25 protein-coding genes are annotated in these 23,566 nt (G+C 41.5%); 4 read left to right on the forward strand and 21 right to left on the reverse strand.

The features are described from left to right. Both MB09_RS11150 and MB09_RS11155 read left to right on the forward strand, forming a co-directional pair. Positions 1-255, forward strand: a 255-nt coding sequence (locus tag MB09_RS11150) for an integrase core domain-containing protein (protein ID WP_165586702.1), incomplete at its 5' end; no start/stop codon positions are given. Between the two features lie 122 nt (positions 256-377). Further along, the gene (locus MB09_RS11155) at positions 378-1,739 is read left to right on the forward strand and encodes a UDP-N-acetylmuramate--L-alanine ligase (protein WP_045081005.1); all 1,362 of its coding nucleotides are present in this window, start codon (positions 378-380) and stop codon (positions 1,737-1,739) included. Between the two features lie 76 nt (positions 1,740-1,815). Here MB09_RS11155 and MB09_RS11160 read toward each other — a convergent pair whose 3' ends face one another. The 3 genes from MB09_RS11160 to MB09_RS11170 form a co-directional block, all read right to left on the reverse strand. Next, the gene (locus MB09_RS11160; RefSeq protein WP_045081006.1) at positions 1,816-2,421 is read right to left on the reverse strand and encodes an FMN-binding negative transcriptional regulator; all 606 of its coding nucleotides are present in this window, start codon (positions 2,419-2,421) and stop codon (positions 1,816-1,818) included. Positions 2,422-2,588: 167 nt separating this feature from the next. Further along, positions 2,589-4,079, reverse strand: coding sequence for a cellulose synthase family protein (locus MB09_RS11165; protein ID WP_045081007.1), 1,491 nt, complete (start codon positions 4,077-4,079; stop codon positions 2,589-2,591). After that, on the reverse strand, positions 4,076-4,771 hold the full coding sequence (locus tag MB09_RS11170) for a glycosyltransferase family 2 protein (protein ID WP_045081008.1): 696 nt from the start codon (positions 4,769-4,771) through the stop codon (positions 4,076-4,078). Before MB09_RS11170 ends, MB09_RS11165 begins: the two co-directional genes overlap by 4 nt. Before the next feature lie 131 nt (positions 4,772-4,902). Between MB09_RS11170 and MB09_RS11175 the strand changes: the two genes are divergently transcribed. Further along, positions 4,903-5,301: a DUF2784 family protein gene (locus tag MB09_RS11175; RefSeq protein ID WP_045081112.1), complete on the forward strand. Its 399-nt coding sequence runs from the start codon at positions 4,903-4,905 to the stop codon at positions 5,299-5,301. Positions 5,302-5,320: 19 nt separating this feature from the next. Here MB09_RS11175 and MB09_RS11180 read toward each other — a convergent pair whose 3' ends face one another. The 3 genes from MB09_RS11180 to MB09_RS11190 form a co-directional block, all read right to left on the reverse strand. Next, complete coding sequence (locus MB09_RS11180; RefSeq protein WP_045081009.1) at positions 5,321-6,907, reverse strand: 4Fe-4S binding protein; 1,587 nt, start codon at positions 6,905-6,907, stop codon at positions 5,321-5,323. Positions 6,908-6,976: 69 nt separating this feature from the next. Then, on the reverse strand, positions 6,977-7,426 hold the full coding sequence (locus MB09_RS11185; RefSeq protein ID WP_407637646.1) for a transposase: 450 nt from the start codon (positions 7,424-7,426) through the stop codon (positions 6,977-6,979). 158 nt (positions 7,427-7,584) lie between these two features. Beyond that, positions 7,585-8,892, reverse strand: a complete 1,308-nt coding sequence (locus MB09_RS11190; RefSeq protein WP_045081011.1) for an NAD(P)/FAD-dependent oxidoreductase — start codon at positions 8,890-8,892, stop codon at positions 7,585-7,587. A 130-nt stretch (positions 8,893-9,022) separates the two neighbouring features. Here MB09_RS11190 and MB09_RS11195 point away from each other — a divergent pair, with 130 nt between their 5' ends. Beyond that, positions 9,023-10,078: a glycoside hydrolase family 113 gene (locus MB09_RS11195; RefSeq protein WP_084709097.1), complete on the forward strand. Its 1,056-nt coding sequence runs from the start codon at positions 9,023-9,025 to the stop codon at positions 10,076-10,078. Positions 10,079-10,087: 9 nt separating this feature from the next. Here MB09_RS11195 and MB09_RS11200 read toward each other — a convergent pair whose 3' ends face one another. The 15 genes from MB09_RS11200 to MB09_RS11270 all read right to left on the reverse strand — a co-directional run bounded on the left by MB09_RS11200 (position 10,088) and on the right by MB09_RS11270 (position 23,534). After that, complete coding sequence (locus tag MB09_RS11200) at positions 10,088-10,522, reverse strand: hemerythrin domain-containing protein (RefSeq protein WP_045081012.1); 435 nt, start codon at positions 10,520-10,522, stop codon at positions 10,088-10,090. Positions 10,523-10,608: 86 nt separating this feature from the next. After that, the gene (locus MB09_RS11205) at positions 10,609-11,370 is read right to left on the reverse strand and encodes a TIGR04283 family arsenosugar biosynthesis glycosyltransferase (protein ID WP_045081013.1); all 762 of its coding nucleotides are present in this window, start codon (positions 11,368-11,370) and stop codon (positions 10,609-10,611) included. A gap of 124 nt (positions 11,371-11,494) precedes the next feature. Then, positions 11,495-12,295, reverse strand: a complete 801-nt coding sequence (locus MB09_RS11210) for a DUF547 domain-containing protein (protein ID WP_045081014.1) — start codon at positions 12,293-12,295, stop codon at positions 11,495-11,497. Between the two features lie 27 nt (positions 12,296-12,322). After that, a complete protein-coding gene (locus MB09_RS11215) occupies positions 12,323-13,219 on the reverse strand; it encodes a sterol desaturase family protein (RefSeq protein ID WP_045081015.1) in 897 nt (298 codons plus the stop codon). Between the two features lie 35 nt (positions 13,220-13,254). Beyond that, positions 13,255-14,367 carry an inorganic phosphate transporter gene (locus tag MB09_RS11220; protein WP_045081016.1) on the reverse strand — a complete coding sequence of 371 codons (1,113 nt, stop codon included), beginning with the start codon at positions 14,365-14,367 and terminating at the stop codon, positions 13,255-13,257. An 80-nt stretch (positions 14,368-14,447) separates the two neighbouring features. Beyond that, entirely contained in the window at positions 14,448-15,416 is a 969-nt protein-coding gene (arsM, locus tag MB09_RS11225; protein WP_045081017.1) for an arsenosugar biosynthesis arsenite methyltransferase ArsM, read from the reverse strand. 9 nt (positions 15,417-15,425) lie between these two features. Continuing rightward, positions 15,426-16,238 (reverse strand): purine-nucleoside phosphorylase, encoded by an 813-nt coding sequence (locus MB09_RS11230; RefSeq protein WP_045081114.1) that lies wholly within the window; start codon positions 16,236-16,238, stop codon positions 15,426-15,428. Positions 16,239-16,246: 8 nt separating this feature from the next. Further along, the gene (locus tag MB09_RS11235) at positions 16,247-16,939 is read right to left on the reverse strand and encodes a TIGR04282 family arsenosugar biosynthesis glycosyltransferase (protein WP_084709098.1); all 693 of its coding nucleotides are present in this window, start codon (positions 16,937-16,939) and stop codon (positions 16,247-16,249) included. 52 nt (positions 16,940-16,991) lie between these two features. Continuing rightward, entirely contained in the window at positions 16,992-17,492 is a 501-nt protein-coding gene (locus MB09_RS11240; RefSeq protein ID WP_045081018.1) for a rhodanese-like domain-containing protein, read from the reverse strand. Between the two features lie 24 nt (positions 17,493-17,516). Beyond that, positions 17,517-18,593: an arsenosugar biosynthesis radical SAM (seleno)protein ArsS gene (arsS, locus tag MB09_RS11245; RefSeq protein ID WP_045081019.1), complete on the reverse strand. Its 1,077-nt coding sequence runs from the start codon at positions 18,591-18,593 to the stop codon at positions 17,517-17,519. Between the two features lie 54 nt (positions 18,594-18,647). Further along, positions 18,648-18,986, reverse strand: a complete 339-nt coding sequence (locus MB09_RS11250; protein WP_045081020.1) for an arsenosugar biosynthesis-associated peroxidase-like protein — start codon at positions 18,984-18,986, stop codon at positions 18,648-18,650. Positions 18,987-19,100: 114 nt separating this feature from the next. After that, positions 19,101-19,853: a DUF481 domain-containing protein gene (locus MB09_RS11255; RefSeq protein ID WP_045081021.1), complete on the reverse strand. Its 753-nt coding sequence runs from the start codon at positions 19,851-19,853 to the stop codon at positions 19,101-19,103. A gap of 62 nt (positions 19,854-19,915) precedes the next feature. Further along, positions 19,916-20,263, reverse strand: coding sequence for a DUF488 domain-containing protein (locus MB09_RS11260; protein ID WP_045081022.1), 348 nt, complete (start codon positions 20,261-20,263; stop codon positions 19,916-19,918). 118 nt (positions 20,264-20,381) lie between these two features. Next, positions 20,382-21,287 carry a tryptophan 2,3-dioxygenase family protein gene (locus MB09_RS11265; protein ID WP_045081116.1) on the reverse strand — a complete coding sequence of 302 codons (906 nt, stop codon included), beginning with the start codon at positions 21,285-21,287 and terminating at the stop codon, positions 20,382-20,384. Between the two features lie 135 nt (positions 21,288-21,422). Continuing rightward, positions 21,423-23,534: a peptidylprolyl isomerase gene (locus tag MB09_RS11270; RefSeq protein ID WP_045081023.1), complete on the reverse strand. Its 2,112-nt coding sequence runs from the start codon at positions 23,532-23,534 to the stop codon at positions 21,423-21,425. Between the last annotated feature and the right edge of the window lie 32 nt (positions 23,535-23,566).

The raw sequence follows: 23,566 nt of genomic DNA on the forward strand, positions 1-23,566 counted from the left end.
ACAGAGGGGCGATTAAGGAACAGTATGTGTGTGAACGTCTATGAGAATCCCCATGCGGAGCGGATCAATGGCACTATAAAGAACAACTATCTGAAAGGATATAACCCCATAGGTTTTGAAGGATTAGTAAGAAGTTTAAATAAAGCAGTATATATGTACAACCATGAAAAACCCCATAGTTCAATCAACCATAAAACTCCCGTACAATTTGAAAAGGAAATAAAAATGAAAAAAGAATTAGTAACTTTAAATTAAATAACCAACTTCAAAAAAGGTCAACCTTATTTAGTACTCTACAAGTTTGCAACCTGCAACCTGCAACCTGCAACCTGCAACTTGAAACTTGAAACTTGAAACCAGAAACCAGAAACTATTCAATGAAAATTCACTTCATAGCCATTGGCGGCAGCGCGATGCACAATCTTGCATTGGCATTATATCAAAAAGGAGATACGGTAACCGGAAGCGACGATGAGGTTTTTGAGCCTTCAAAAAGTAGGTTGAAAAACAAAGGCTTGTTGCCCGAAAAAGAAGGCTGGTTTCCCGAAAAACTGACTTCGGAAATTGATGCCGTTATCCTCGGAATGCACGCCAAAGCAGACAACCCCGAACTTTTAAGGGCGAAGGAACTCGGATTAAAAATCTACAGTTATCCCGAATTTCTTTACGAACAGTCCAAAACCAAAACCCGCGTGGTCATTGGCGGTTCGCACGGGAAAACCACAATCACCTCCATGATTCTGCACGTAATGAACTATCACGGAAAGGATGTGGATTATATGGTGGGAGCCCAATTGGAAGGGTTTGATACGATGGTGAAAATTACCGACGACAATGATTTTATGGTCATTGAAGGCGATGAATATCTTTCCTCGCCCATAGACCGTCGCCCAAAATTTCACCTTTACAAACCGAATATTGCCTTGCTGAGCGGCATTGCTTGGGACCACATCAACGTTTTTCCAACCTATGAAAACTATGTGGAACAGTTTGAAATTTTTCTGAAGGAAATAACCAACGGTGGCGCAATAATTTACAATGAAGAAGACGCCGAGGTAAAACGCGTTGTGGAAGCAGCGACATATCCCATAAAAAAATATCCGTACCAAACTCCCGAATATTCCTTGGAAAACGGAACCACGCTTTTGGAAACTCCCGAAGGCCCAATGCCTGTTGAAATCTTCGGAAAACACAATTTAAACAATCTTGAGGGCGCCCGCTGGATTTGCCAATTGATGGGCGTGGATGCCGAAGATTTTTACGAAGCCATTGCAACGTTTAAAGGCGCCAGCAAACGACTTGAAAAAATTGCCGAAACCAAGACCGCGGTGGCGTATAAAGATTACGCACATTCGCCCAGTAAAGTAAAAGCAACTACCCAGGCCGTAAAAAACCAATACCCCGACAGAAAGCTTATCGCGTGTTTGGAACTGCACACCTACAGCAGCTTAAATCCGGAATTTTTAAAAGAATACAAAGGCACATTGGACGCTGCCGATAGTGCTGTGGTTTTTTATTCGCCACACGCAGTGATGATTAAACAGTTGGAAGAAATAAAAGGCGAACAAATTGAGGAGGCATTTGAGCGAGATGATTTGGTAGTTTTTACAAATCCAGCAGATTTTAAAACCTATCTTTTTTCGCAGGATTATGACAATACCTGTCTGCTATTGATGAGCAGTGGGAATTATGGTGGGTTGAATTTTGAGGAGGTAAAGGGATATGTTGAAAAGAAGTAAGACCGCTGCGCTATAAGACATAGGACTTAAGACTCTGTTAACAGGAATTTCGTCTTACGTCCTTTGTCCTAAAGCCTTATGTCATTTTCTTGTAAATTTCTTCAATAAATATTGAAACGTCCTTCTGGGAATTTCGCTTTAATTCCTCCTTCGCATTCTCAAAATCCTGCGAATTTTTATCCTGCGAAAGCTTAAATTTCCCTTCCCAATTAGTGATTTCAATTTCAAATGCTTGAATGTAATCTATCAAACGCTCCATTCTCGGATCGTCTTGTTTTAGAATGAAATTTCGTTCTTTGCCTTCCAGAAATTTAGTCATATCCACCATGGTTTGCTTTATCGCTTCTGGCTCATTTATAAGTTGAAGTTTTCCTGTGACGTGCACTATAATATAATTCCAAGTTGGCAATTGGGGCGTAGTGTAAATGCTTGGCGAAATATAAGTATCGGGACCTTTAAACACGACGGTAACTTCTGCGCCATCTTTTAAAGTTCCCATTTGCGGATTGCTTCGGTCTAGGTGTGCGACCAGTTTTTTGGAAGTTTCATTGTAAATAAAAGGTATGTGCGTTACAAACGGTTTTCCATCCTTCGCAGTAACCAGCATTCCCAACGGAAAATGTTTTAGTACCGAAATCATTTTTTCAATATCGTGGCTTTGGTGGTGCGGCGGTGGATACATTTTGATTTACGATTTACGATTTACCATTTTTGATTTACAATTTACGATTGCTGATTTTTGATTGCTGAGTGGACAAACACTGTGGTCCTCTTTGCCTACTCTGTGGTTCTCTGTGGTAAAACTATTGCACAAAGTTGCACAAAGATTCTCAAAGTTTCACAAAGTATTTATGCTTTGGAAGTCAATGATTTAAAAAACACAAACCCAAACCCCAAAAAAAGCATCAAATGGAATGGGAATAGCCCGAAATCGCCACCTTGGTCGCCCACAACGAAGGCGCTGTACATTCCAAAGGCAAAATAGAGCATCAAAACTCCTTCTATAATCACGTTTGGCGATATGTTTTTGGTGAGGTATTTATTGCCTTTCCAACCATTTTTCAGCGCTCCAATGTTAAATTTGGGCGTACGGATAAATTCGCTTTTCTTCCCAAAATGGCCTTCCAAAACCGCAATTGAGTTGTGAAGCGAAAATCCCATTGCTATTGAAAAGAAGGTAAAAAACATTGCCGTGTATTTCAGAAAATGTTTGAATCCGCCGCCATAAATACTTTTGTAGGTAAACCAATAGCAGATAAAAAAGATAAGCGTGCTTATCACGAAAAAGCTCATAACGTAGAAATAGAGCTTCAAATGCTCGTATTCGTTTTTGATGTAAAGCATCGGGATGCTCAAGATTGCCACTATCAAAATGTTCAAAAACATAGTGCTGTTCAGCAAATGCAGAAAACTGTGCATCTTGGTTTTAAGGGAAATATCCCTACTTTTAAAAACGCGCCAAGCCATTTTCTGAAAGTTTTCCGCGCCGCCTTTGTTCCATCGGAATTGTTGCGAACGCGCAGCACTAATAACCACAGGAAGCTCCGCCGGCGTTTCTACTTCTTCCAAATATTTAAATTTCCAGTTTTTAAGTTGTGCGCGATAGCTGAGGTCGAGGTCTTCGGTAAGCGTGTCGCCCTCCCAATTGCCGGCATCGAGGATGCATTCTTTGCGCCAAACGCCCGCCGTGCCGTTGAAATTTATAAAATGTCCCTTGCTGTTTCGGCCCACTTGTTCCAAAGTGAAATGCGCGTCGAGTGCAAAAGCCTGCACGCGGGTGAGTATCGAATAATCGCGATTTAAGTGCCCCCAACGGGTCTGTACGACGCCTATTTCGGGGTCTTTAAAATAAGGGATGGTATTTTTCAACCAGTTTTTCTTCGGAAGAAAATCTGCATCAAAAATTGCGATATAATCGCCTTTAGCGGTCTTTAAACCTTCCTTTAGCGCGCCGGCCTTAAAACCTTCACGGTTTTTCCGGGTTACGTGCTGAATGTCCAAACCCGTTTTTCGGAGTTCTTTTATATGAATTGCGGTCTCTTCAAAAGACTCGTCGGTGCTGTCGTCCAGCACTTGTATTTCCAGTTTCTTCTTCGGATAATCAATTTCTGAAATATTGTCCAACAGGCGTTGCATAACATACAATTCGTTATAAACTGGCAATTGGATGGTTACGTAGGGAATTTCTTCTTCTTTTGAAAAATCGAAAGTCGGTGCGTTTTTGTGGTGTTTTCGGGCACTTAGATAATTGAACAGCAAATTGAGTTGCGCCAAAGCGTACATAAAAATGAGGAGCAGGGCAACGGAATAAACGGCAATGATTATTGATTCAAGAATCATTTTTTGAAACTGTATTTAAAGATCCAGCTTAGGATTTTTACGCCCGCAAAGATAGCACCTTTTACGGTACCCGAAACTTTTGAGGTGCCAATGCGGTTTTTGTATTTTACGGGTACTTCCACGTAGGTAAATTTCTTTTTTAACACTTTTAGCTGCATTTCCACGGTCCAGCCGTAGGTTTTGTCCTCCATATTTAGGGCGAGCAATTTATCGTATTTAATGGCGCGAAAAGGCCCAAGATCCGTAAATTTTGAGTTGAAAAAAAGTTTCATCAGCCTGGTTGCCAATGCGTTTCCGAAGCGCTGCGGAAAAGTCATCGAACCAGCTTCCCGCAATGCTTTTACGCGTGCGCCCACCACAAAATCTATGTCATCCTCTAAAATGGGGGCAACTATTTTTGTCAATTCCGAAGGGTAATCGCTGTAATCGCCATCGAGAAAAACTATGATTTCAGGTTTTATGTCTTCTTCTGAAATGTATTCCATCCCTTTCAAACAAGCATTGCCATAGCCAGCTTTGGGTTGAAAGAGTACTGTTGCGCCTGCATTTTTAGCAATTTCCGAAGTATTGTCCGTAGAATTATTATTGACCACAATTATTTCTGAAACGATGTTTGGAATTTCGGCAATCACTTTCCCTATCGAGGCTTCTTCGTTATAGGCGGGAATTATTACTTTAATGTTTTGTTCCATTTGGAAGGTAAAAATGAGACCTCACAGGTCTTGGAGACCTGTGAGGTCTTTGCATTATTTTTCGAATGCGAATTTCAGAAAAATAAACTTTAAATTGTAGCTAATTGCAAATTCAAAATTCATACTTAACCTTGGAAAATTTCTGGCTCCATCTGGGCAATTGGGTTTTTATCGTTTTTCATACGGTGCTTATTGTTTTTAATCTTTTTGGTTGGATTTTTCTGAAGACCCGAAAATTACATCTTTTCACTTTGGCGGTTACCCTTTTTTCGTGGCTCGTGCTTGGCATTTGGAAAGGTTTTGGCTACTGCTTCCTCACCGATTGGCATTACGACATCCTGCGCAAATTGGGAAAAACCAACCTTCCGAATAGTTATATAACCTTTTTGGTGGAAAACCTTTCGGGCTGGCGGCCGGATGCACAACTCGTGGAAATTTTGACCTTGGTTTTCACGTTGCTGGCCTTAATTTGTTCGCTTTGGGTGAACTTTTTCAACAGAAAAAAGAACAATTTTTTCACTGACCTCTGAAACTGCGACTGAAAACCAATCAATTATTCACATATTTCATCAAATCCACATCATTTCCCAAAAGAATTTCGTTGGAATCAATTCGTTTTTCCAGTGGCCCGTTTTCAAGTTTCAAAACCCCGCGCGGACAAACTGCCGAGCAGATTCCGCAGCCCACACAGCTGGAACGCACAATATTTTCGCCCTTTTGAGCATAGGTGCGTACATCAATTCCCATTTCGCAATAGGTGGAACAATTGCCACAACTAATGCATTGCCCACCGTTGGTAGTAATTCTGAAACGCGAAAAAAGCCGTTGCTGAAAACCCAAAATGGCAGCCATCGGGCAACCGAACCGGCACCAAACACGGCTTCCGAAGATTGGGTAAAATCCTACGCCAATCACCCCGCTAAAAACGGCGCCTATTAAAAAGCCATAGCTTTGGCGAAGGGTTTCGGCTTCAAATAGAAACAGGGTTTTTCCTGAAAAATAGTGAAACCCGATCAACCAAATAATAATCACGAAATAACCGATTGCCCCGTAACGGGCGTCTTTTTGCAATTCCTCCCTTTTAAAAATAAAGGTTCCCGCAAAAACGGCGGTTAAGATTACTGCCACGGAAATTAGGAATACGTCTTTCGTCAACCAATATTTTGAACTGTCATCGTCCAAATAACTGTGCACCACCGCCGTGGTCATCAAAACCACAAACACCAGCACGCTGTGGATTACCCAGCGTTCCACCTTCCAGGCTATTTGCCGTTTGTCGCTCAAATGCCGAAACGGATCGCCGGCGGTTTCTGCCAATCCCCCGCAACCGCACACCCAACTACAGTACCAACGTTTGCCATATTTATAGGTTAAAATTGGCGTGATTATAAAAATGGAGAGGATGCCAAAAATCAATAACGCCAAGCCAATATCTCCGGCGGAAATAAACTGATCTACCCGGTATTGCTCAAAATTGTAGTAATTGAGCGGCCAGATGTTTTTAAGGTCGTAATAGGGCAGGGAAAAGGATTCACTGTTCAGCCGTTGCATCAATTCCGGAATCAGAAACGCAAACCCCAACTGGAAAAACATCACGGAATAGGTTCGCAGTTTTTCGTATTTGTTGTGGCGGTATTTTAAGATGAATTTAATTCCAAAAGCCAAAATAGCCAGCGTATAAAGCGTTCCGTAAACAAACCATTGACTCGCGGGGCCGCCATTCAGCAACTGGCTCAAAGGGTCAAAAAGCGCTACCAAGCCTTTGTTGTCGCCATCCTGTACCAAGCCCAAATACTGCGGAAACCAATAGAGCACCACGTAAAATAAAGTAAGGGTAATGCCCAAAACCCATGCCCAAAATCCTTTGGAAGTAAGCGACTTAAAATATACGCCGTCGTTTTTAATCCCTTCGTGTTTGTTGCGGTAGGCAGCAATTGAAAACCAAACCGTACCGCCGCCAATGGCGATTAATGAGGCGGTAAGCCAAAGGGTTTTATTGGGAAAATTTATATTGAATAACGCCAAAAAAAGCACCGCTAAACCTATCAACCCGATGGCCGATGCAAGTTTTTGCTGGGTGTTTATCGTTTTTGGCGGTTCGCCCGTAAGCGACATATTTCTTTGGACCGTACTCATGTTTGTCGTTTTTTAAAGAATTAGTGATTGCGGGACCAGACCTCACAGGTCTTCAAGACCTGTGAGGTCTTACTCCAAACTAAAACTTTCATCTATTTCAAAATTTTTCGTTTGGTGGACATATTTATAGTTTTCTTTATCTCCAAATTGATTTAAAACAAACTCCCTATCCAATAGTGTTTCTCGATCTGAAAGAAAAGAATTGTAGGACGAATATTTATACTTTGCAAAATCTACTTCAAATCCGTGATGGGTTGGATTTGTATGGATATAGATTATCAAATTTCTCATTTGATTTTCATCTTTAATGATTTTTCTGGAAAATCTATCCTTGAATAAACTTCCGCTTCTATTGTATTGTTTGTTTATTGCTTTCGCATAGGCATTGAAGAAGTCTGAAAATTTCTTTGAAATAAGAGACTCATCATCAACTTGTTTCGTTCTGATAAATAAATGAAAATGATTTTTAAGTAAGCAATAGGCCAAAACATCTGCAATGGGAACGACATACTTTTTCATTAGATTTAAGAAATAATAATAATTTTTTTCCTCCAAAAAAATATCTTCCCGGTTGTTTCCACGGTTGAAAATATGATAGTATTGTTCAGACTTTAATGGTTCGTACTGCATGGGTAAATGGAAATTAAACCTCACAGGTCTTTGAGACCTGTGAGGTTTTAAGACGTTACTATATTGGTAAAAATCTCATATTCCTTCAAAATCTCTTTTTCATATTTTCTATAAAATTCCGGGTCGAAATTGGCTTCCTTTAAATTTTGGATAACGTAATCCACGCTTCGCTTTTCATTTAGCCATTTGTCAAAAACCTCGTGTTTCATCCGTATTCCGAAGGTGTTTATCCCCAGAAATTCATTTGAATTTTTATTATATGAAATCGTTACGCAGCGAAGGTCGCTCGCACATTTCCAGTGGAATTGTATTTCGTAATCCTTTCGTTTGCTTTGTGAAAAAACCCAGCCGTAGGTTTGGTATTCAATATCAAAAAACTTAGCGCTGTTAAACCAGTTTCCGGGATTGTACTCAAAAGGTTTTCCGCAAATAGTCTGCGCCAAGGCTTCACCCATCATTCGGCCGGTATACCACACTGCCTCTACGGGTGGGCGGTTGCCGATGGGCTCGCGCTGTTGGGCACAATCGCCAATGGCATATACGTCTTCAATGTTTGTTTCCAGTTTTCGGTTTACCAAAATACCTTTGTCGGTTTCAATTTTTGAATGTTGAAGAAAGGAAATCTGTGGCTTTACACCCGTGGTAATTCCAACCACGCTACAGGGAATTTCCTCTCCATCCTTGGTTAGTACGGCACGAACGTTGCCGCTACCATCGTCCAAAATTTTATCGAGTTCTGAATTATGCCGAAGATCCACCCCGTGCGAAACGATATGCCGCGAAATCATTTCGGCATCCTGTTTTGGAAGGACGTTGCTCCAAAACCCATCTTCGCGCACGAGCATCGTAACTTCAATATCGCGGGTGCGGAGCATTTCGGCCATTTCAACGCCTATCAAACCACCGCCGACGATTACCGCCCGGGGACATTCTTTATTGTTTGGCGCATTTTTTTCAAGTTTTTCCAAATCCTGTTTCGTAACCAAACCCTGTACGCCATTCAGATCCAAACCTTCCCAACCAAAGGTATTTGTCACCGAGCCTGAGGCAATAATCAGTTTGTCATACGTTAAGGTGCCGCCGCCTTTAAAATGAAGCGTTTTGTTGTTGGTATCGACCGTTTCAACATAGGCTTTTTTAAGTTCCAATCTATTTTTTTCCCAAAACCAATGTTCATACGGCTCAATATCGCGCCAGCGCATATGGCCCATATAAACGTACATCAAGGCAGTGCGGGAAAAAAAATGATCGGCTTCAGCGGAAATAATGGTTATTTTTTTATTGGAAAGTTTACGAATGTGTCGAGCGGCCGTAATACCTGCAATTCCGTTGCCTATAATGACGATGTGCTCCATACTTTTGGTGATTGGTTTCTTCAGTCGTTTATAAATTTACGCAATTACAATTGGGGCAGTTTCAAAACAGGTATTAATATTTCCCTAATTTCTCAAATAAAGCCTTAAATTCAACTTTTAATATTTCAAAATGATATTGCTTCATCGCTTAGTGTACGGTATTCTTCTTTTCGCCATAATAACTGGGTGCGCCCAAAAGAAGAATTCTTCCGAAGAAAAACTAATCCAAAATTCGACCGTTTCCAAAATAAACGGTGTGAGCCTTGTGGCAGCTCCCGATTCACTTTCGCACAAAAATGTTGCTTCTTTAAAGGAAGTCAATGCCAATTATGTTACCGTAATGCCGTTCGGTTTTATAAGAAGTTTATGTCACCCCGAAATAATCTACGACCAAGAACGCCAATGGTTTGGCGAAGCGCGCCTAGGGGTAACACAATATGTTGAATTGCTTCACAATAACGAAATAGAGGTAATGATGAAACCCCAAATTTGGGTTTGGAATGGCGAATATACAGGCTATGTTGAAATGGCTTCGGAGGCAGATTGGCGCCAACTTGAGGAAACCTATAAAAATTTTATCCTCGATTTTGCGAAAATTGCCGAGGCAAAAAGTATTGAAATTTTCTGTATCGGTACCGAATTGGAAAAATTTATAGAGCACCGTCCCGATTATTGGCGCGAATTGATTGCGGAAGTAAAAAAGGTTTACAACGGGAAATTGACCTATGCCGCCAATTGGGACGAATACAGGCGCGTACCGTTTTGGGATGCGCTGGATTATATTGGCGTGGATGCTTATTTCCCAGTTTCGGAGAGCGAAACTCCAACAGTGGAAGAGGCAATAGCAGGTTGGGAGCGATGGAAAAAAGAATTGAAAGATTTTTCTGAAAAGGAAAACAAAAAAATCCTCTTTGCGGAATACGGCTACCGAAGTGTCAATTTCAGCGGGAAAGAACCTTGGAAAAGCGATAGGGAAATGACCTCCGTGAATTTAGAGGCACAGGCAAATTTGCTGGAAGGACTCTACAAATCGGTTTGGGAAGAGGATTGGTTTGCGGGTGGTTTTCTGTGGAAATGGTTTGTTTTGAACGAAAAAGTGGGAGGCCCCGATGACAATCAGTTTACGCCACAAAACAAACCAGCCCTACGAGTGGTTTCAAAATATTATTCAACCCAAAAAGAGTAACAATTTAGGCTATCTGTTCTTTTTCATTTCTTCCAAATAATCCTTCGCGATGGACGTTTTTTGGGTTTCGGTAAAAACCTTTCCTGCCAATTGAAAAAAGCTGTGCTCCTCATCGTCCAAATGGTGCTCTACCTTTTCACATAGTTGTTTTGCGTACACAAGCCAGGCGGGAGAATCCATATCGGTTTCGTCTACTTTTTCCATTAGTTCGTCCATTTCGTGATGTTCGGCTATCCCGTGGCGGGCGTGTTCCTGCATCATATCGTTATGGATCAATGGCGAATAGAACGTGCGTTCCTCGGTGTCTGCGTGTATTTTTAATTCGTGCTTCAGTTTTTCCCACATTTCCTTTCTGCCTTTTGAATCGCCCGAAGTGGAGGTTACCAAACGGCAGAGTTCGCGTTGTTTGTCGTGGTCTTTTCTAATTGCTTCAAAAATGTTCATAGCTATGTTTTTGTTAGTTTTTCTTTACAATATCCTAAAAATTTTGGAAAGAAACCACTTTGAAAATCGAAAGATTTTAAATCTGTTTAATTTTCAGCAACTTGATTGGAGAATTTTTCTTCTGAAATTTCCGTGGCATTCGCTTGCTTGATATGCTTCAAATAATATTGGTATAATTCATCGGCATCTGCGCCAAACCAGCGTTTCACATAAATTGCCCAAAAGTGGTATTGAAGATTCCAAACGCCTTTTTGTCTGTAAAGACGAGCAGAGGTAGTGATGCATTTTTGGATTACCACAAACTTTTTCCGTTTGTAAAGTTCGTTGATTAAAATATTGTCTTCGTAAATCGTGTAGGTTTCGTCGAAACCGCCAATTTCCTCAAAAAGTTCTTTGGTTATAAATTGGCTTTGGTCGCCACCGCGACAAGCTCTCCAACGGAATTGCGTAAGCCATCCGGCCAGCTTTAGCCACCAATGGTCGCTGTCAAATTTCATTCGGAAACAGCCTGCGGGATTTCCTTTTTTTACTTCGGAAAGAATGTATCTGTCAAAATTTTTTGGCGGAAAGGAATCGACGTGCAGAAAGTAAAGTATTTCGCCCGAAGCTGCTTGCGCGCCTTTGTTCATTTGCCTGGCGCGACCTTTGTCAAATTCTATAAACCTAACAGGTTTTAAAAACCTGTTAGGTTTAAAAGCAAGGATGATGTCTTGGGTGCCATCGCTACTGCCGCCATCAACCAAAATCAATTCAATATCATTTTCCCCCGAAAGATTTTTCGAAAGAAAATTCAGTAATTCCGTAATGGTTTCGGCCTCGTTTAAAACCGGGATGATGATGGAAAGCATTATTTGGTTTCAGGTTTCAGTTCCAAAGTAAATCGAACCGTTTCAAATATAATGTTATGATTAGACTCGCAATTGATTTATGCCTAAAAATACCGTTTACTGCCACTGAAAACTGGCCACTTAATTATTGTTCGTTCAATTCCCAGTTATAATTCTTGTAGCTCAAAGTCGCTCCGGGATTTATCTTCGTATTTGAATATTTGTTGATAAACCCGATGACATCCTGTTTTCCATTAACCTTATAATCCTTGGCATACCAGTCGAAAATAGAGGAAGCCTTTGGATTGCTGGCTGAAATTTCGTTTTTATCGCTATTGATGAATTCTCTGGTGGCGCGATCTAATTGTTCGTTGATTTTTGAAGCGGTGTAAGCCTCATCCAAAAGTTTTGGACATGAAATGGAAGCACAATTGATAGCGAAATGGATACGTGGCTCGTTCATTTTCCGAAGGATTCCGTTTTCAATTCCGCCGAGGGATAGCATTTTATCGCCTACTGCCACACGGCCTTTGGTCCAGGCACCATCAATATCTTTTATACTTTTTACGGGGTAGTTTTCCACGATCAATTTTACGGTGGCTGCGTTGTAAAGATTGATATAATACGCTAGCAATTCCTGCACGCTCCAATCATCAGTCGGGTTTTTTTCCGAAAGCACTTGCAGATATTCATCCAGCTTGGCCTCGTCCTTTTTAAAGCCTTTGAAATTTACCATTCCTTCGTCGTCCACATATTTTTTCAGCAATTTATCCCATTGCGAATGATCTATATTCACGGCCGAATTTGCGGTGGTCGAGGTAAGTTCGTTTTTCACTTCCTTTGTAGGCTGGCCTTGACTGCTAACGCCCGCGGCTGAAAGCAGATTGCAACTTTGCAAAAAGAAGGTGAGGAAGAATAGGGTGGCTAGATTTAATGCGGTTTTCATTTTTGTATGGTTTTATTTTTAAAATAGTTACGAACTATTTCGACGTTTGGTTTTTATGGGATATAACTCCTGCGAGATAAATTTTGATGGAAAATTTTCATCACCATCAAAGCCCAGAGCAATGTCACGGCCGTCATGCGGAATGTGATCTGTCTTAAAAAGATAATCCCAAACACTTAGACTGATCCCGAAATTAACACCGTATTGTGCGTGTTTTGGCAAAACTTTAGCGTGATGCCAAATGTGCATTTTTGGATTGTTGAAAATATATTTTAAAAACCCGTAATCCCAACCCAAATTGGCGTGGTTTAAATGCCCGATTGCGAGTGCCGAGAAATGGACAATCGCAACCGATTCCACATCAAAACCTCCAATGATGGCGAGCGGTATGTAAAGAATAGATTTGTAAACCACGGGTTCCATCCAATGGTAGCGAAGATGCGCCGCAAATCCCATCTCTTTTACCGAATGGTGCAGTTTGTGAAAATTCCACAGAAAAGGGGAGTAGTGCAGCAGACGATGCGTGTTCCATTGCACAAAATCGGTAACGAGAAAGAATATTAAAAGCCCTAATCCGAAGGGAAGCGCATCCAAATCCAGAAGTTGGAAATCCAAAAGTTCCAATCCAACCATTCCCAAAAGATCGTTGAACAGTTCAGCCGTGGCATTTGAGAGAAAAATGAGCACGATTAAATTCAGCAGAAAAAAATTGAAGAACATATAAAAAGTGTCCAGCCAAAAGTCTTTTCGAAAAACTTTTTGGTTCTTCCGCCACGGAAAGAGCAACTCCAAAACCCAGACTATTAAAGAAACGAGTATCAATCCATAGAAATAGTTTTCCCAATGGAAATGCGTTATCTCCTTCCACAGATAGTTGAAGTAGCCGTGGTAGGATGTTTTAAATATTTCAATATATTTTTCCATCAATGACTTAACATAGTCACTTTTCAAACAATTGCTTACAATATACTTTCAAAAATTTTAAACAAAAGTCCGCTTATTATGGCAGCCATTGGCAGGGTCAACACCCAAGATAGAAGAATTTTATAAATCACTTTCGGATTGGCCTTTTTGGTAACGGTGCCAATTCCAAAAATAGATCCCACGGAAACGTGCGTAGTTGAAACCGGCATTCCGTGGATGCTTGCAGTAGTAACCAAAAGCCCGGTAATCATATTTGCGGTAAAGCCCTGTCCCGAATTCATCGGTGTAATTTTTTTGCTCATGGTTTCTCCTACTTTTTTTGCGTTGAGAAGACCCCCGAGCGCCATTGTAATTGCGATTGCCAGCATTCCCCAGTGCAATTCCAGTGCGCTTATAATTATCAACAATCCCATTATTTTAGGCGTATCGTTTAGACCACGGGCAAAGCTTACCACACCTGAACTGATGTAATGTAAAGTGTCCAGCACTTTTTGCGAAGTGATGCCTAAAATCCTTCCATCGTAAGTTTCGGAACAGCCTGCTTTACAGGTGCTTATTTCTATGCTGGAATGGGTTTGGATTTTTAAATTTGAATTGGCTAGTTGCGCGGCGGTTTGCTTTTCTGAAACACAAAGGCAACTCTTTTTGCCGATGCCGAGCTTTTTACGCGTGTTCCGAAAAATAATATACAAGAGATAACTCAAAACCGCCGCCATCAGTGGACTTGCAATAAGTGGAATTAAAAACGCACTTCCCAATTTTTCAAAATTGAAATCTGAGCCGATAGCCATAAATCCGGCGCCGAACAATGCTCCAACTAAGCCGTGGGTGGTAGAAATGGGCATTCCTATTTTTGTGGCCAGAAAAACCGTCAATGCCGCTCCCAAGGCAATGGAGATTGCAAAAGTGGGATTCTGTATCAAATTATCCGGCACTAATCCTTTTCCGGAGAAATTTTTTACTAAAGTTTCAGCCAAAAAAATTGCGGCAACAGACCCAGCAAAGGTGGTTACCGTGGCCCAAGTTATCGCTTTTTTGTAATTGGTGGTGCCACTTCCGAAAAGCGTGGCAACTCCTTTAAAATTATCATTGGCACCATTGCTGAAAGCCAAAAAACAGGCAGCAATAAAAAGTATTATCAATATCATCTTTTAAGGTTTTTTCGATGGATAAAAGACTTACGTACTTTTTAGCTGTCCGGTTTTTATATGGAAATTCTCAATGCATTTTAGCAGCATCCGCCGCCGTCATAATGAAAAGTTGATTCGCTGATAAAAATGTCATCTCGATTTAAACTTGCAATGGCTCCCGCTGTTTTATCGCAGATTGCCAAAGGCTGGTTTTTCAGTAAAACGTGGCCTTTTTTATCATCAAAATAGTCTTCGCTTCCGTAATAGATTGCGGCTTTTCCCGTGAAAACGCAGGGGCCGTCTTCGGGCATCGGGTCTTTTATTGCAGCCACTTCAATGGATTCAATATAAATCAACTCATCCGTTGGGTAGTTTTTTGTGTCGAGGATGCGGTAAGGTTTGCGCGCTCGGATTTCTATAGTACCAAAACCAACATCAGTCAATGCTTTTACATATTCGGCGATGGGAAGACTGCCGCTGAGGCATAATGCACGAAGACGTGCATCCTCCCGAAGGGTTTCGTTCATTTGCTGCTCACAGGTCGGGTCGCTCATTACCAAGCGTCCGTGGGGCTTCAAAACGCGGTACATTTCCTCAATTGCTTTTTTAAGATCTTCGGCCTTAAATATATTGAAAAGACAGTTCTGTGCGGCCACGTCGATGCTGTTGTCTTCCACGGGAAGGTTTAGCGCATCGCCTTTTTTTAAATCGACAAACTCACTTTTAAACCATGGGTTTAATTTTTCAGCTTCCATGAAATTTTTTCGGGATGCTTCCAGCATTTCATCAACAGTATCAACGCCTATGACGCCGCTTTTGTTTCTGTTGAAATATGAAAATTGAAGCAGTTCCATTCCACCGCCTACGCCTACGTACAATATTTTCGGACTGTTGGTGAGGTCGCGGGCGTTTACGGTACTTCCGCAGCCGTAATTCATTTCCTGCATAATCTTCGGAATTTTCAATCCGGGAAGTTCCCAAATAGGGTTGGTGGTGCAACATAACCCAACATCTGGGGTGAGTGCGGCTTGTTTGTAAACATCGTTGGTGGTATCGAGATAGCTCATGGTATACTTTTAAAGTTGTTTGATTAATTCTGTGAATAATGTAATCATATCCGGCTCTGCTTTGGCGGCCATTGCGATTATTTCTTCAATATCCACAGGTTGCAGGTTGTCGGGGTCGCATTCATCGGTAAGGATTGAAACGGCAGAAACGCGTAAGCCCAAATGATTGGCTACGATAACCTCTGGCACGGTGCTCATTCCCACGGCATCGGCACCTATAATTTTTAAATAGCGGTATTCCGCGCGGGTTTCCAATTGCGGCCCAACCACGCTGGCATAAACGCCTTGGTGCAATTTTATATGTTTTTCGGAAGCAATCTGCTCCATTTTCTGGTTCATTTCAACATTGTAGGGCGCGCTCATATCCACAAAACGTTCGCCCATTTTCTCAACACCGCGGAAGGCGAGAGGCGAGTCGCCTTGAAGATTGATATGGTCGTCAATCAGCATTATTTCGCCTTTTTTGAAGTTGAGGTTTATAGCTCCCGATGCGTTGCTCACCAGCAAATGTTTGATTCCCAAAAGGTGCATTACGCGCACGGGAAAGGTAACGTCGCGCAGCGAATAGCCTTCATAAACGTGAAATCGACCCTGCATCAATACTACCTTTTTTCCTTCCAAAGTGCCATAAATCAATTTTCCTTTGTGGAATTCCACGGTGGCGGTGGGAAAATTTGGAATGTGGTTGTAGCTTACCTCGGCTTCAATTGCCACTTTTTCAATTAATTTTCCGAGGCCCGTGCCTAAAATAATTCCAACTTCGGGTGTATCGAAACCGCGCTGTTTTAGAAAATCTGCGGCTTCCTCAATGTATTTTAAAATGCTCATTTTTATAAAAAGTTTTTGTCTAAATAAGGAGGTAAAAATTGCTGAAAAGCATCAATCTCTTTAATGTCTTGATAATAATCCACATCATTACGCTCTTCCAATAAAACGTATTTCTTTTGCCTTAAATCGGCCACCGTTTCTTCCAAAACCGTACTCGTGCCCCAGTTTTTATTTTGAAATAATGCAGCGTTCCGTTCTTTCATTCCCAGTAAATAATAGCCGCCATCGGTGGCAGGGCCTATTACCGTTTCGGTTGTCTGCAAAACTTCGAAGGCGTTTTCAATGTCACTTTGGCCCAGTTCGAAAATATCGCTTCCCACAATGAGAACTTTTTCGTAGCCCATTTCGAATAATTCTGAAAAAGCATTTTGCATCTTTTCGCCTAAATCGGTGCCGGTTTGCAGTTTTTTTCTGAAAATTTCAGGATCCCAAATATCCTCACGGTGGATATTCTCGGAATAAAACACGTATTTATCAACGTTTAAATTTTTGGTAATTGCTACGGTGTGCTTCAGCAGAAATTTATAGATTTCCAAAGCACTTTCATCGCCCACCGATTTGGCGAGCCGGGTCTTCACTTTACCAAGTTCTGGGTTTCGGGTGAAAATAATCAGCGCTTTTTTGGAGGTAGGAAAGTAGAAATCACGGGCCATTTCGTTATCGCTACTGGTTTCTTTGGAATTTAATAATGCCATTTTGTAGAGTTCTGCTGACGCGCCTTATGAAGCGCGTTAAAGTAAATTTGTTTCAATAAACAGGGTTTCCCGCGTTCAAATACTGGCTCCAATGCGTGGAAAAGGCGTGTACATTTTCAGTTTCCTTTCCCGCGGAATCGAAGACGGGGTAGCCCTTGTTTTTCCACTCAAAGATACCACCGTAGAGATTTTTAACCTTCGTAAATCCTGCTTTTTTTAATTTTTCGCCAATCTTTTCGGAACGGATTCCCACCGAACAATAAACGACTACGGGAATATTCTTGTTTAGATTTTGAAGTTGTTTTTCTTCAGAAGTAAAGTCGTTGTAACCCACATTTATTGCAGATTTTATATGGCTTACCGCAAATTCTTCAGGCTCGCGGGCGTCCAGAACTGTTACGGCATCGTTCATTTGAAACATTCGCAATTCTTCCACTGACATGTAAGGTACGCTGCGGGTATTGTAGGCTTCGAGCAATTCTTCCACGTTTTTTTGGGCGATGCTGCTCGTTGCCATTAGAAACAGTAATGTGAGAAGTGAAAATTGTTTCATGGAAGCATATTTACAATCGATCCTTTACTCCGCCACGGCGCCTTGGCAGCTGCTCCCGGCGCCCGCCGTACAACCATAGCAGTGCTGCGAAATAATTATTTTTCTATCGTTTAAAACATCCTCGTTGTATTCCGAAACGTGTTGAATCTTACTTGCGACCTTCAATTCCAGCATTTGGTTGAAATCGCAATCGTACAAAAACCCATCCCAACTTATCGAAATGGTATTACGGCACATCACGTTTTTTACCGCTGCGGGATTGTACGCTTCCACCAGGGAATACATATAATCCTCATAGTTTTCCGAAGCAATCAAATAATCCAAAAATCTGGAAATCGGCAGGTTGGTAATAGCAAAAAGATTGTGGAAATGTATCCCGAAATCCTCAAGCAAGGCTTTTTTAAAATCCTTTTCCATACTGGCCTGGTCGCCCGGAAGGAAGGCGCCGCTGGGGTTATACACCAAATCCAGCCGCAGGGTGCTGTCCGGCATGCCGTAACCTACCGCGTTCAATTCCTGCAAGGCTTTGATCGAAAGGTCGAAAACGCCTTCGCCTCTCTGTTTGTCAGTTTTGCCACGGGTCCAGTGCGGCATGCTGCTCACCACGTGCACGTTGTGTTTCTTAAAAAATTCGGGCAGGTCGTAATATTTTTTGTTAGCGCGAATGATTGTCAAATTACTTCTAACGATAAAATCCTGAATTCCGGCTTTGCTGGCCTCTTCTACAAACCAGCGAAAATTCGGGTTCATTTCCGGGGCGCCGCCAGTTAGGTCCAAGGTGTGGGCGCCGGTGTTTTTAATTACTTCCAAGCATTGCAACATGGTTTCGCGCGTCATAATTTCCTTCCGGTCCGGCCCTGCATCTACGTGGCAGTGCTCGCAAACCTGATTGCACATATAGCCTACGTTAATTTGGAGAATCTCAAGCTTGTTGGGGCGCAACGGAAATTGGTCCGTCTGCTTTATTTTTTCGGAAAACGTTGGGAGCTCCCCGTTGGCAAAAATACCGTTGGAGAGTTTTTCGAGCTGTTTATTTGCAAGGGCATATTCGCTATCGCGTTTGTGAAGTGACTGTTGCTTTTTCTTTTTTTCTTTCAGCATAAATTTTTTCTGAATATTCGTATGTTTTTTCTGTGCGCGCGATGAATGGCGTGCCTACATTTCCAATTTGTTTACTTTATTCATCATCATAACGCCATGGACTAGGGTAGCACCGCCTTTAATGGCCGCCCCCACGTGTACGGCTTCCATCATTTCTTCTTTGGTTATGCCGCGCTGCAGGCCATCCTGCGAGTAGGCGTCAATACAATATGGGCACATTTCGGTGTGTGCTACGGCAAGGGCGATGAGCGATTTTTCACGGGCGGAAAGGGCGCCTTCTTCAAAAACTTTTCCGTAATATTCAAAAAATTTATCGCCGAGTTCTTGGCTCCATTCTGAGATTTTTCCAAATTTTTTAAGGTCGGCTGGGTCGTAGTAATTGTTTGTGGCCATAATTGCGATTTAATAATAGTTACGGAATTTTAGTGATTGTGGTTTTTAGTGATTAAGGTAAATATAGGGAAGTAGTCTTTTAAAAAGGGAAATGTTTACGAAAGTTTTAAACTTTTAATCAAAAGAATAAACAAAGCCGCTTTCCAGATTGTACTGGGAATTCGGAATTCCCACGGCTGGGGTTTCGTCGTAAATAAAAGTATAGCTGGTTTTAAAGGCGAAATTTTTAAAGAGGTCTATGAGCAATGAGGTCTGGTTTGAAAGGCGATAATCGCCAAAATCCTTAAGTTTTGGTTGGTAATAGGTAGTGCTGACAAAACTGATGGTCTCCGTTGGGTACAGACTAAAGGAAAGATAGGAAGTGCTCCTAAAATCGCGTTGCATCGGGGTAACGCCATCGCTGAGTTCTTCCTGCTCGTACATAATGTGGGTGCCCAAATAGAATTTGTAATTTTCCGAAGTAGTCAATTTAAAACGCGGCCCCATTCCCACAAGTCCTCTGAAATTTATTTTTGAAACCTTGTTGTATTGGGCCTGTGCGAATATTTCCCAAGCTATCCGAGGGTGAAATTTGTAGTTATATCGCAAATGGGTTATCCCGGCATTTTCAAATTTGTTGCCTTCAATGTTTTTCAGTTCAATATCATTTTTCAATAGCACCAAATGTTTGTTCATTTTGTATTGCAGATGGGTACTACTGCTAAAGGCGAAATAGTCATTCACATCGCGTTTCAGTGAAAAACCTAGACTTACCGAACCCGAAAAACCTGAAGTGTCTGTAACCTTTCGAAGCGATTCGGCATTTAGGATTTGCGATTGGGCGATTAATGAAAAACTGAGAAATAAAAGCGCAAGAAAATACTTCATTCTATAATACAAAGATGGTTTACTGGTTTTAAAAATACTGAAAAGGTTTTATAAAGGAGAATTTATTGGTCTTCCAAATATTCTTTCAAGACTACGGCCTGGTTGTGTTTTTCATCTTTTGCGCCATAGAGGAGGGTGAGGCGTTTTTCTTTGGCTTTTTCTAACAGTTGTTCCACCAAATCGGAATGGTCTTTTAATTCTTTTTTATATTTTTTTGAAAACCCATCAAAACGTTCTTTTTTGTGGTCAAACCATTTCCGAAGTTCTTTTGAGGGAGCAATCTCCTTCATCCATTCGTCGAGTTTTGCGTCTTCCTTGCTTACGCCGCGCGGCCAAACGCGGTCTACCAAAATCCTGGTACCGTCACGGTTTGCAGCTTTTTCGTATATGCGTTTTATTTGTATATCCATAGTGTTTTAAAATTCCAAAAAACAAATCCCAGCCCGACAGCAATCGGGACCCAAATCCCGAATTAACGAATCCCGAATTAACGAATCCCAAATTAACAAATCCCGATTCCCAAAAGAATCATTCCCCCCAATTTGCAATTTCTTCCGCAGACCAAAGTGCGGGGAAAAATTTGCGTTGTTGGTATTTTGGGTGCAAATATTTTTTCCATTCCGAGCCTCCCGTGGCGGTCTTGCTTTCACCCTTGCTGTTAAGGTAATGCTGGGCGGTGTCCAAATGTACCATCGGCCAGGCCACATTATAAAAATGGTCAAACTGTTTTAGCCTATCCTTTAATTCTTCCGAAGGATTATCCATTTGGCCCACGCGTTCTTCCAAGGTTTTGCCCTTCACATTTTCCGCGAGCGCCTTAAAATCTGCTTCATATTTTTCAATGAAAAGCCTTAGCGTGAGTGTCATTTTACCCGTTTTGCGATCTAGGCCGGCGTCTTTCCAGTATACATGCTTAAAATAATCATCAAACGTCGGGTTTAGTGGCAACCTTTCCCTTCCTTCAGAATTGATTAAATTTTCAAGTCTTGTACTGTACAATTCCAAAATGCGGAATTGGGCACTCTGAAAGCCACTGGCAGGGGTAAGGGTAGCGCGAAATGTGTTATAATCCTCGTAACTCATGCCATCTTTCATAATGTCAAAAGAAGTAATGAGCATTCGGGTATATCTTTTTAATCGGTCTAATTTTGTCAGCCAGATTTCTTCCGAAAGATTGTCGCCTTCAGAAAGTTGCTTTATTTCGTGAATCATCATTTTTAAGGTTAATTCCGTAACCTGATGGTACATCACGAAGATTTCCTCATCCTTAAAATCGGTTCGTGTTTTTTGAAGAGAAAGCAAGGTGTCCACCTGAATATAGTCCCAATATGTTATGGGCTTTGCCTGCAGCAGCCCCTTGAGGTAGGTTTCGGGGTTTTCGCCCAAACTTTTATATTTTTCTTCAATTGCTTTAATTAGTTCTGTATTGTCCATTTTGTGCATTTTGATAAAAATCCCCTAAAAATAAAGGTTATTTTCGGTTTTTCCGAAGTATTACAGATTCAGTTTTAAAGAAAAAGCCCTGTCACAAATTTTGCGACAGGGCTTAATAATTAGGTTGCGGTTTTATTAATAAAAAGTGGCGCGATTGTCTTCAATCTCCGCTTTCTTTTTAAGGGCGTTATAAACCGCACTTTGCGATGCCGGTGCGTTCTTTGTGCTCAATTGGTTCGCATAATTTACGTATGATTCCATTTTTGGTGCAGGATTAAAAGCTGTTACTTTTACCTTATAGACACCATTTCTGCCGTTAATCAATCCGGTAGATTCCCCTGGCTTGGTGCCGAAGGCTGCGCCTACAACTTTGGGCTCTAGGCTTCCCGCAATCATTGGGTTGGCCATAGTTACGCCTGTGACGTTCTGAACGCTTACATTTTGATTTTGGGCAATTTCCTCTAGGGTATTTCCTTTGATGGATTCACGTATTTTTTCAGCCTTCTTTTCATTTAAAAGAATAGGCTTTACGGTAGGGCTTGCCTGTGCTACGCTCATTAAGCCTTTTTCATTTTTGCGGGTAAGTTGTGCAATTACATAACCTTCCGGTACGCTGAAACGCTTAATGTCACCAACCTTAGTATCTTCATTGAAAGCCCAGTTAACAATAGGACGGTTTGCACCTAATCCAGGAATGTTGGCTTCCATTTTGCCCAGGTTGTTTACTGGTTTTACCTCAAGATTTTGTGACTTTGCCAATTCAGAAAAATCGCCATCTTTAACAGCTACTTCAAATTTGGAAGCTCTAAAGAAAACATCATCGGTCGTTTTCTTGGAAGGCTCGATGTTTTTCACAACAGTTGCAAGTCTAATCGCTTTTTTAGGCTCCGACTGCTTTCCAACTTCCACAACGTGAAAGCCAAAATCCGTTTCTACCAAGCCGATTGTTCCTGTTGGGTTGTTGAAGATAAACTTGTCGAATGGAGGTACCATTCTGCCAGGAGTGGAGGTTCCCAAGTCGCCACCGTTTTGGCTGGAGCCATCATCTGAAAATTCAGATGCAAGTTCAGCAAATTTTGTTTTGTCTTTTTTTACCACCCCTAAAAGGCTATCGGCAAGTTTCTGCGCTTCTTCCTTGGTACGGGTTATAGTTTCGGGTGCGCGCATTGTGCCTGCGTAACGAATCAAAATATGCTTGGAGTCCGCAGAGTCGGGCATTCTTTTGGTTTCCAAAACTTTAGTAAGATAGAAGGCGTTGTCAACTTTAAAAGGACCGTAGATATCGCCTTCGTTCAAGTTGATAAGCGTATCGGCAACCGTGGGAGGCAATTGGCTTTTGAACATCCAACTGTCAAAATAGGGCACGTCAGAATTAGCATTTACATATTCTTCGTAATCTTTAGTGTTACTGAAACCCGGGATGGTATCATTGCTCTTTGTGTCTTGATTGAACTCAACTTTGCTGTTCAATAAAGCACTTGTCTCGGTTTGCGCTTCTGCAATATCGGCTTCTGATGGCTCTTCAGAAAAGAAAACATATTGAATATCTGCCTGTGCATCCACTTCGTAATCGTTGGGGTGAGCGGCAATGTATTTTTTTATTTCATCGTCGGTAATCTTAATATCTGCATCGGCTATTTTGCTATAGGGAATCAATACATAGCTGAAATTCAAATTGTCATTCTGAAAATGATATTCTTGTTCACCCTCGGCAACCGTTGTGCGCAAGCCACCCTTTATCATATTAAAATAGGTGCGTTGCAATACGCCTTGGGCCGCATTTTGTTCAAAATTGATCCATTGCTGGTACATTTCGGGGGAAGAAGCTTTAATGCTGGCAATATACTCTTGGATTTTACCGTCATCAACCTGTCCAGCTTCATTTAAAAAAGTGGGGTTGTTTGCCAAGGAAGATTTTAAGGCATCGTCCAACTGTGCCTTTTCAACGGAAAGTCCGGCTTTTTCATACTGTTCCTCTAAAATAACCCTTCGCAGTTCTCTGTCCCAAACCATGTTCATGGCTTGTGAGGTGTTTGAGTTTGGCCCCATATTGCGTTGTGTGGCTTCAACCTCTTCCATAAAACTTTGTCGGGAAATATCCGTACCGTTTATGGTGGCAATAGTATCCTGGACCTTTGTGCCGCCGCCTTTGGTTAATACATCACTTAAGATAAAGGCGAAAAGCGCCAATGCAATAATAAGGATAAGAAATATCCCGCGTTTTCTAATACTGTTTAAGATTGCCATTTGATGTTCGTAATTTATATTGCTTCGCTTTC

The sequence above is a fragment of the Aequorivita vladivostokensis genome, from assembly GCF_000952855.1.
In the GTDB taxonomy this organism is placed as follows: domain Bacteria; phylum Bacteroidota; class Bacteroidia; order Flavobacteriales; family Flavobacteriaceae; genus Aequorivita; species Aequorivita vladivostokensis.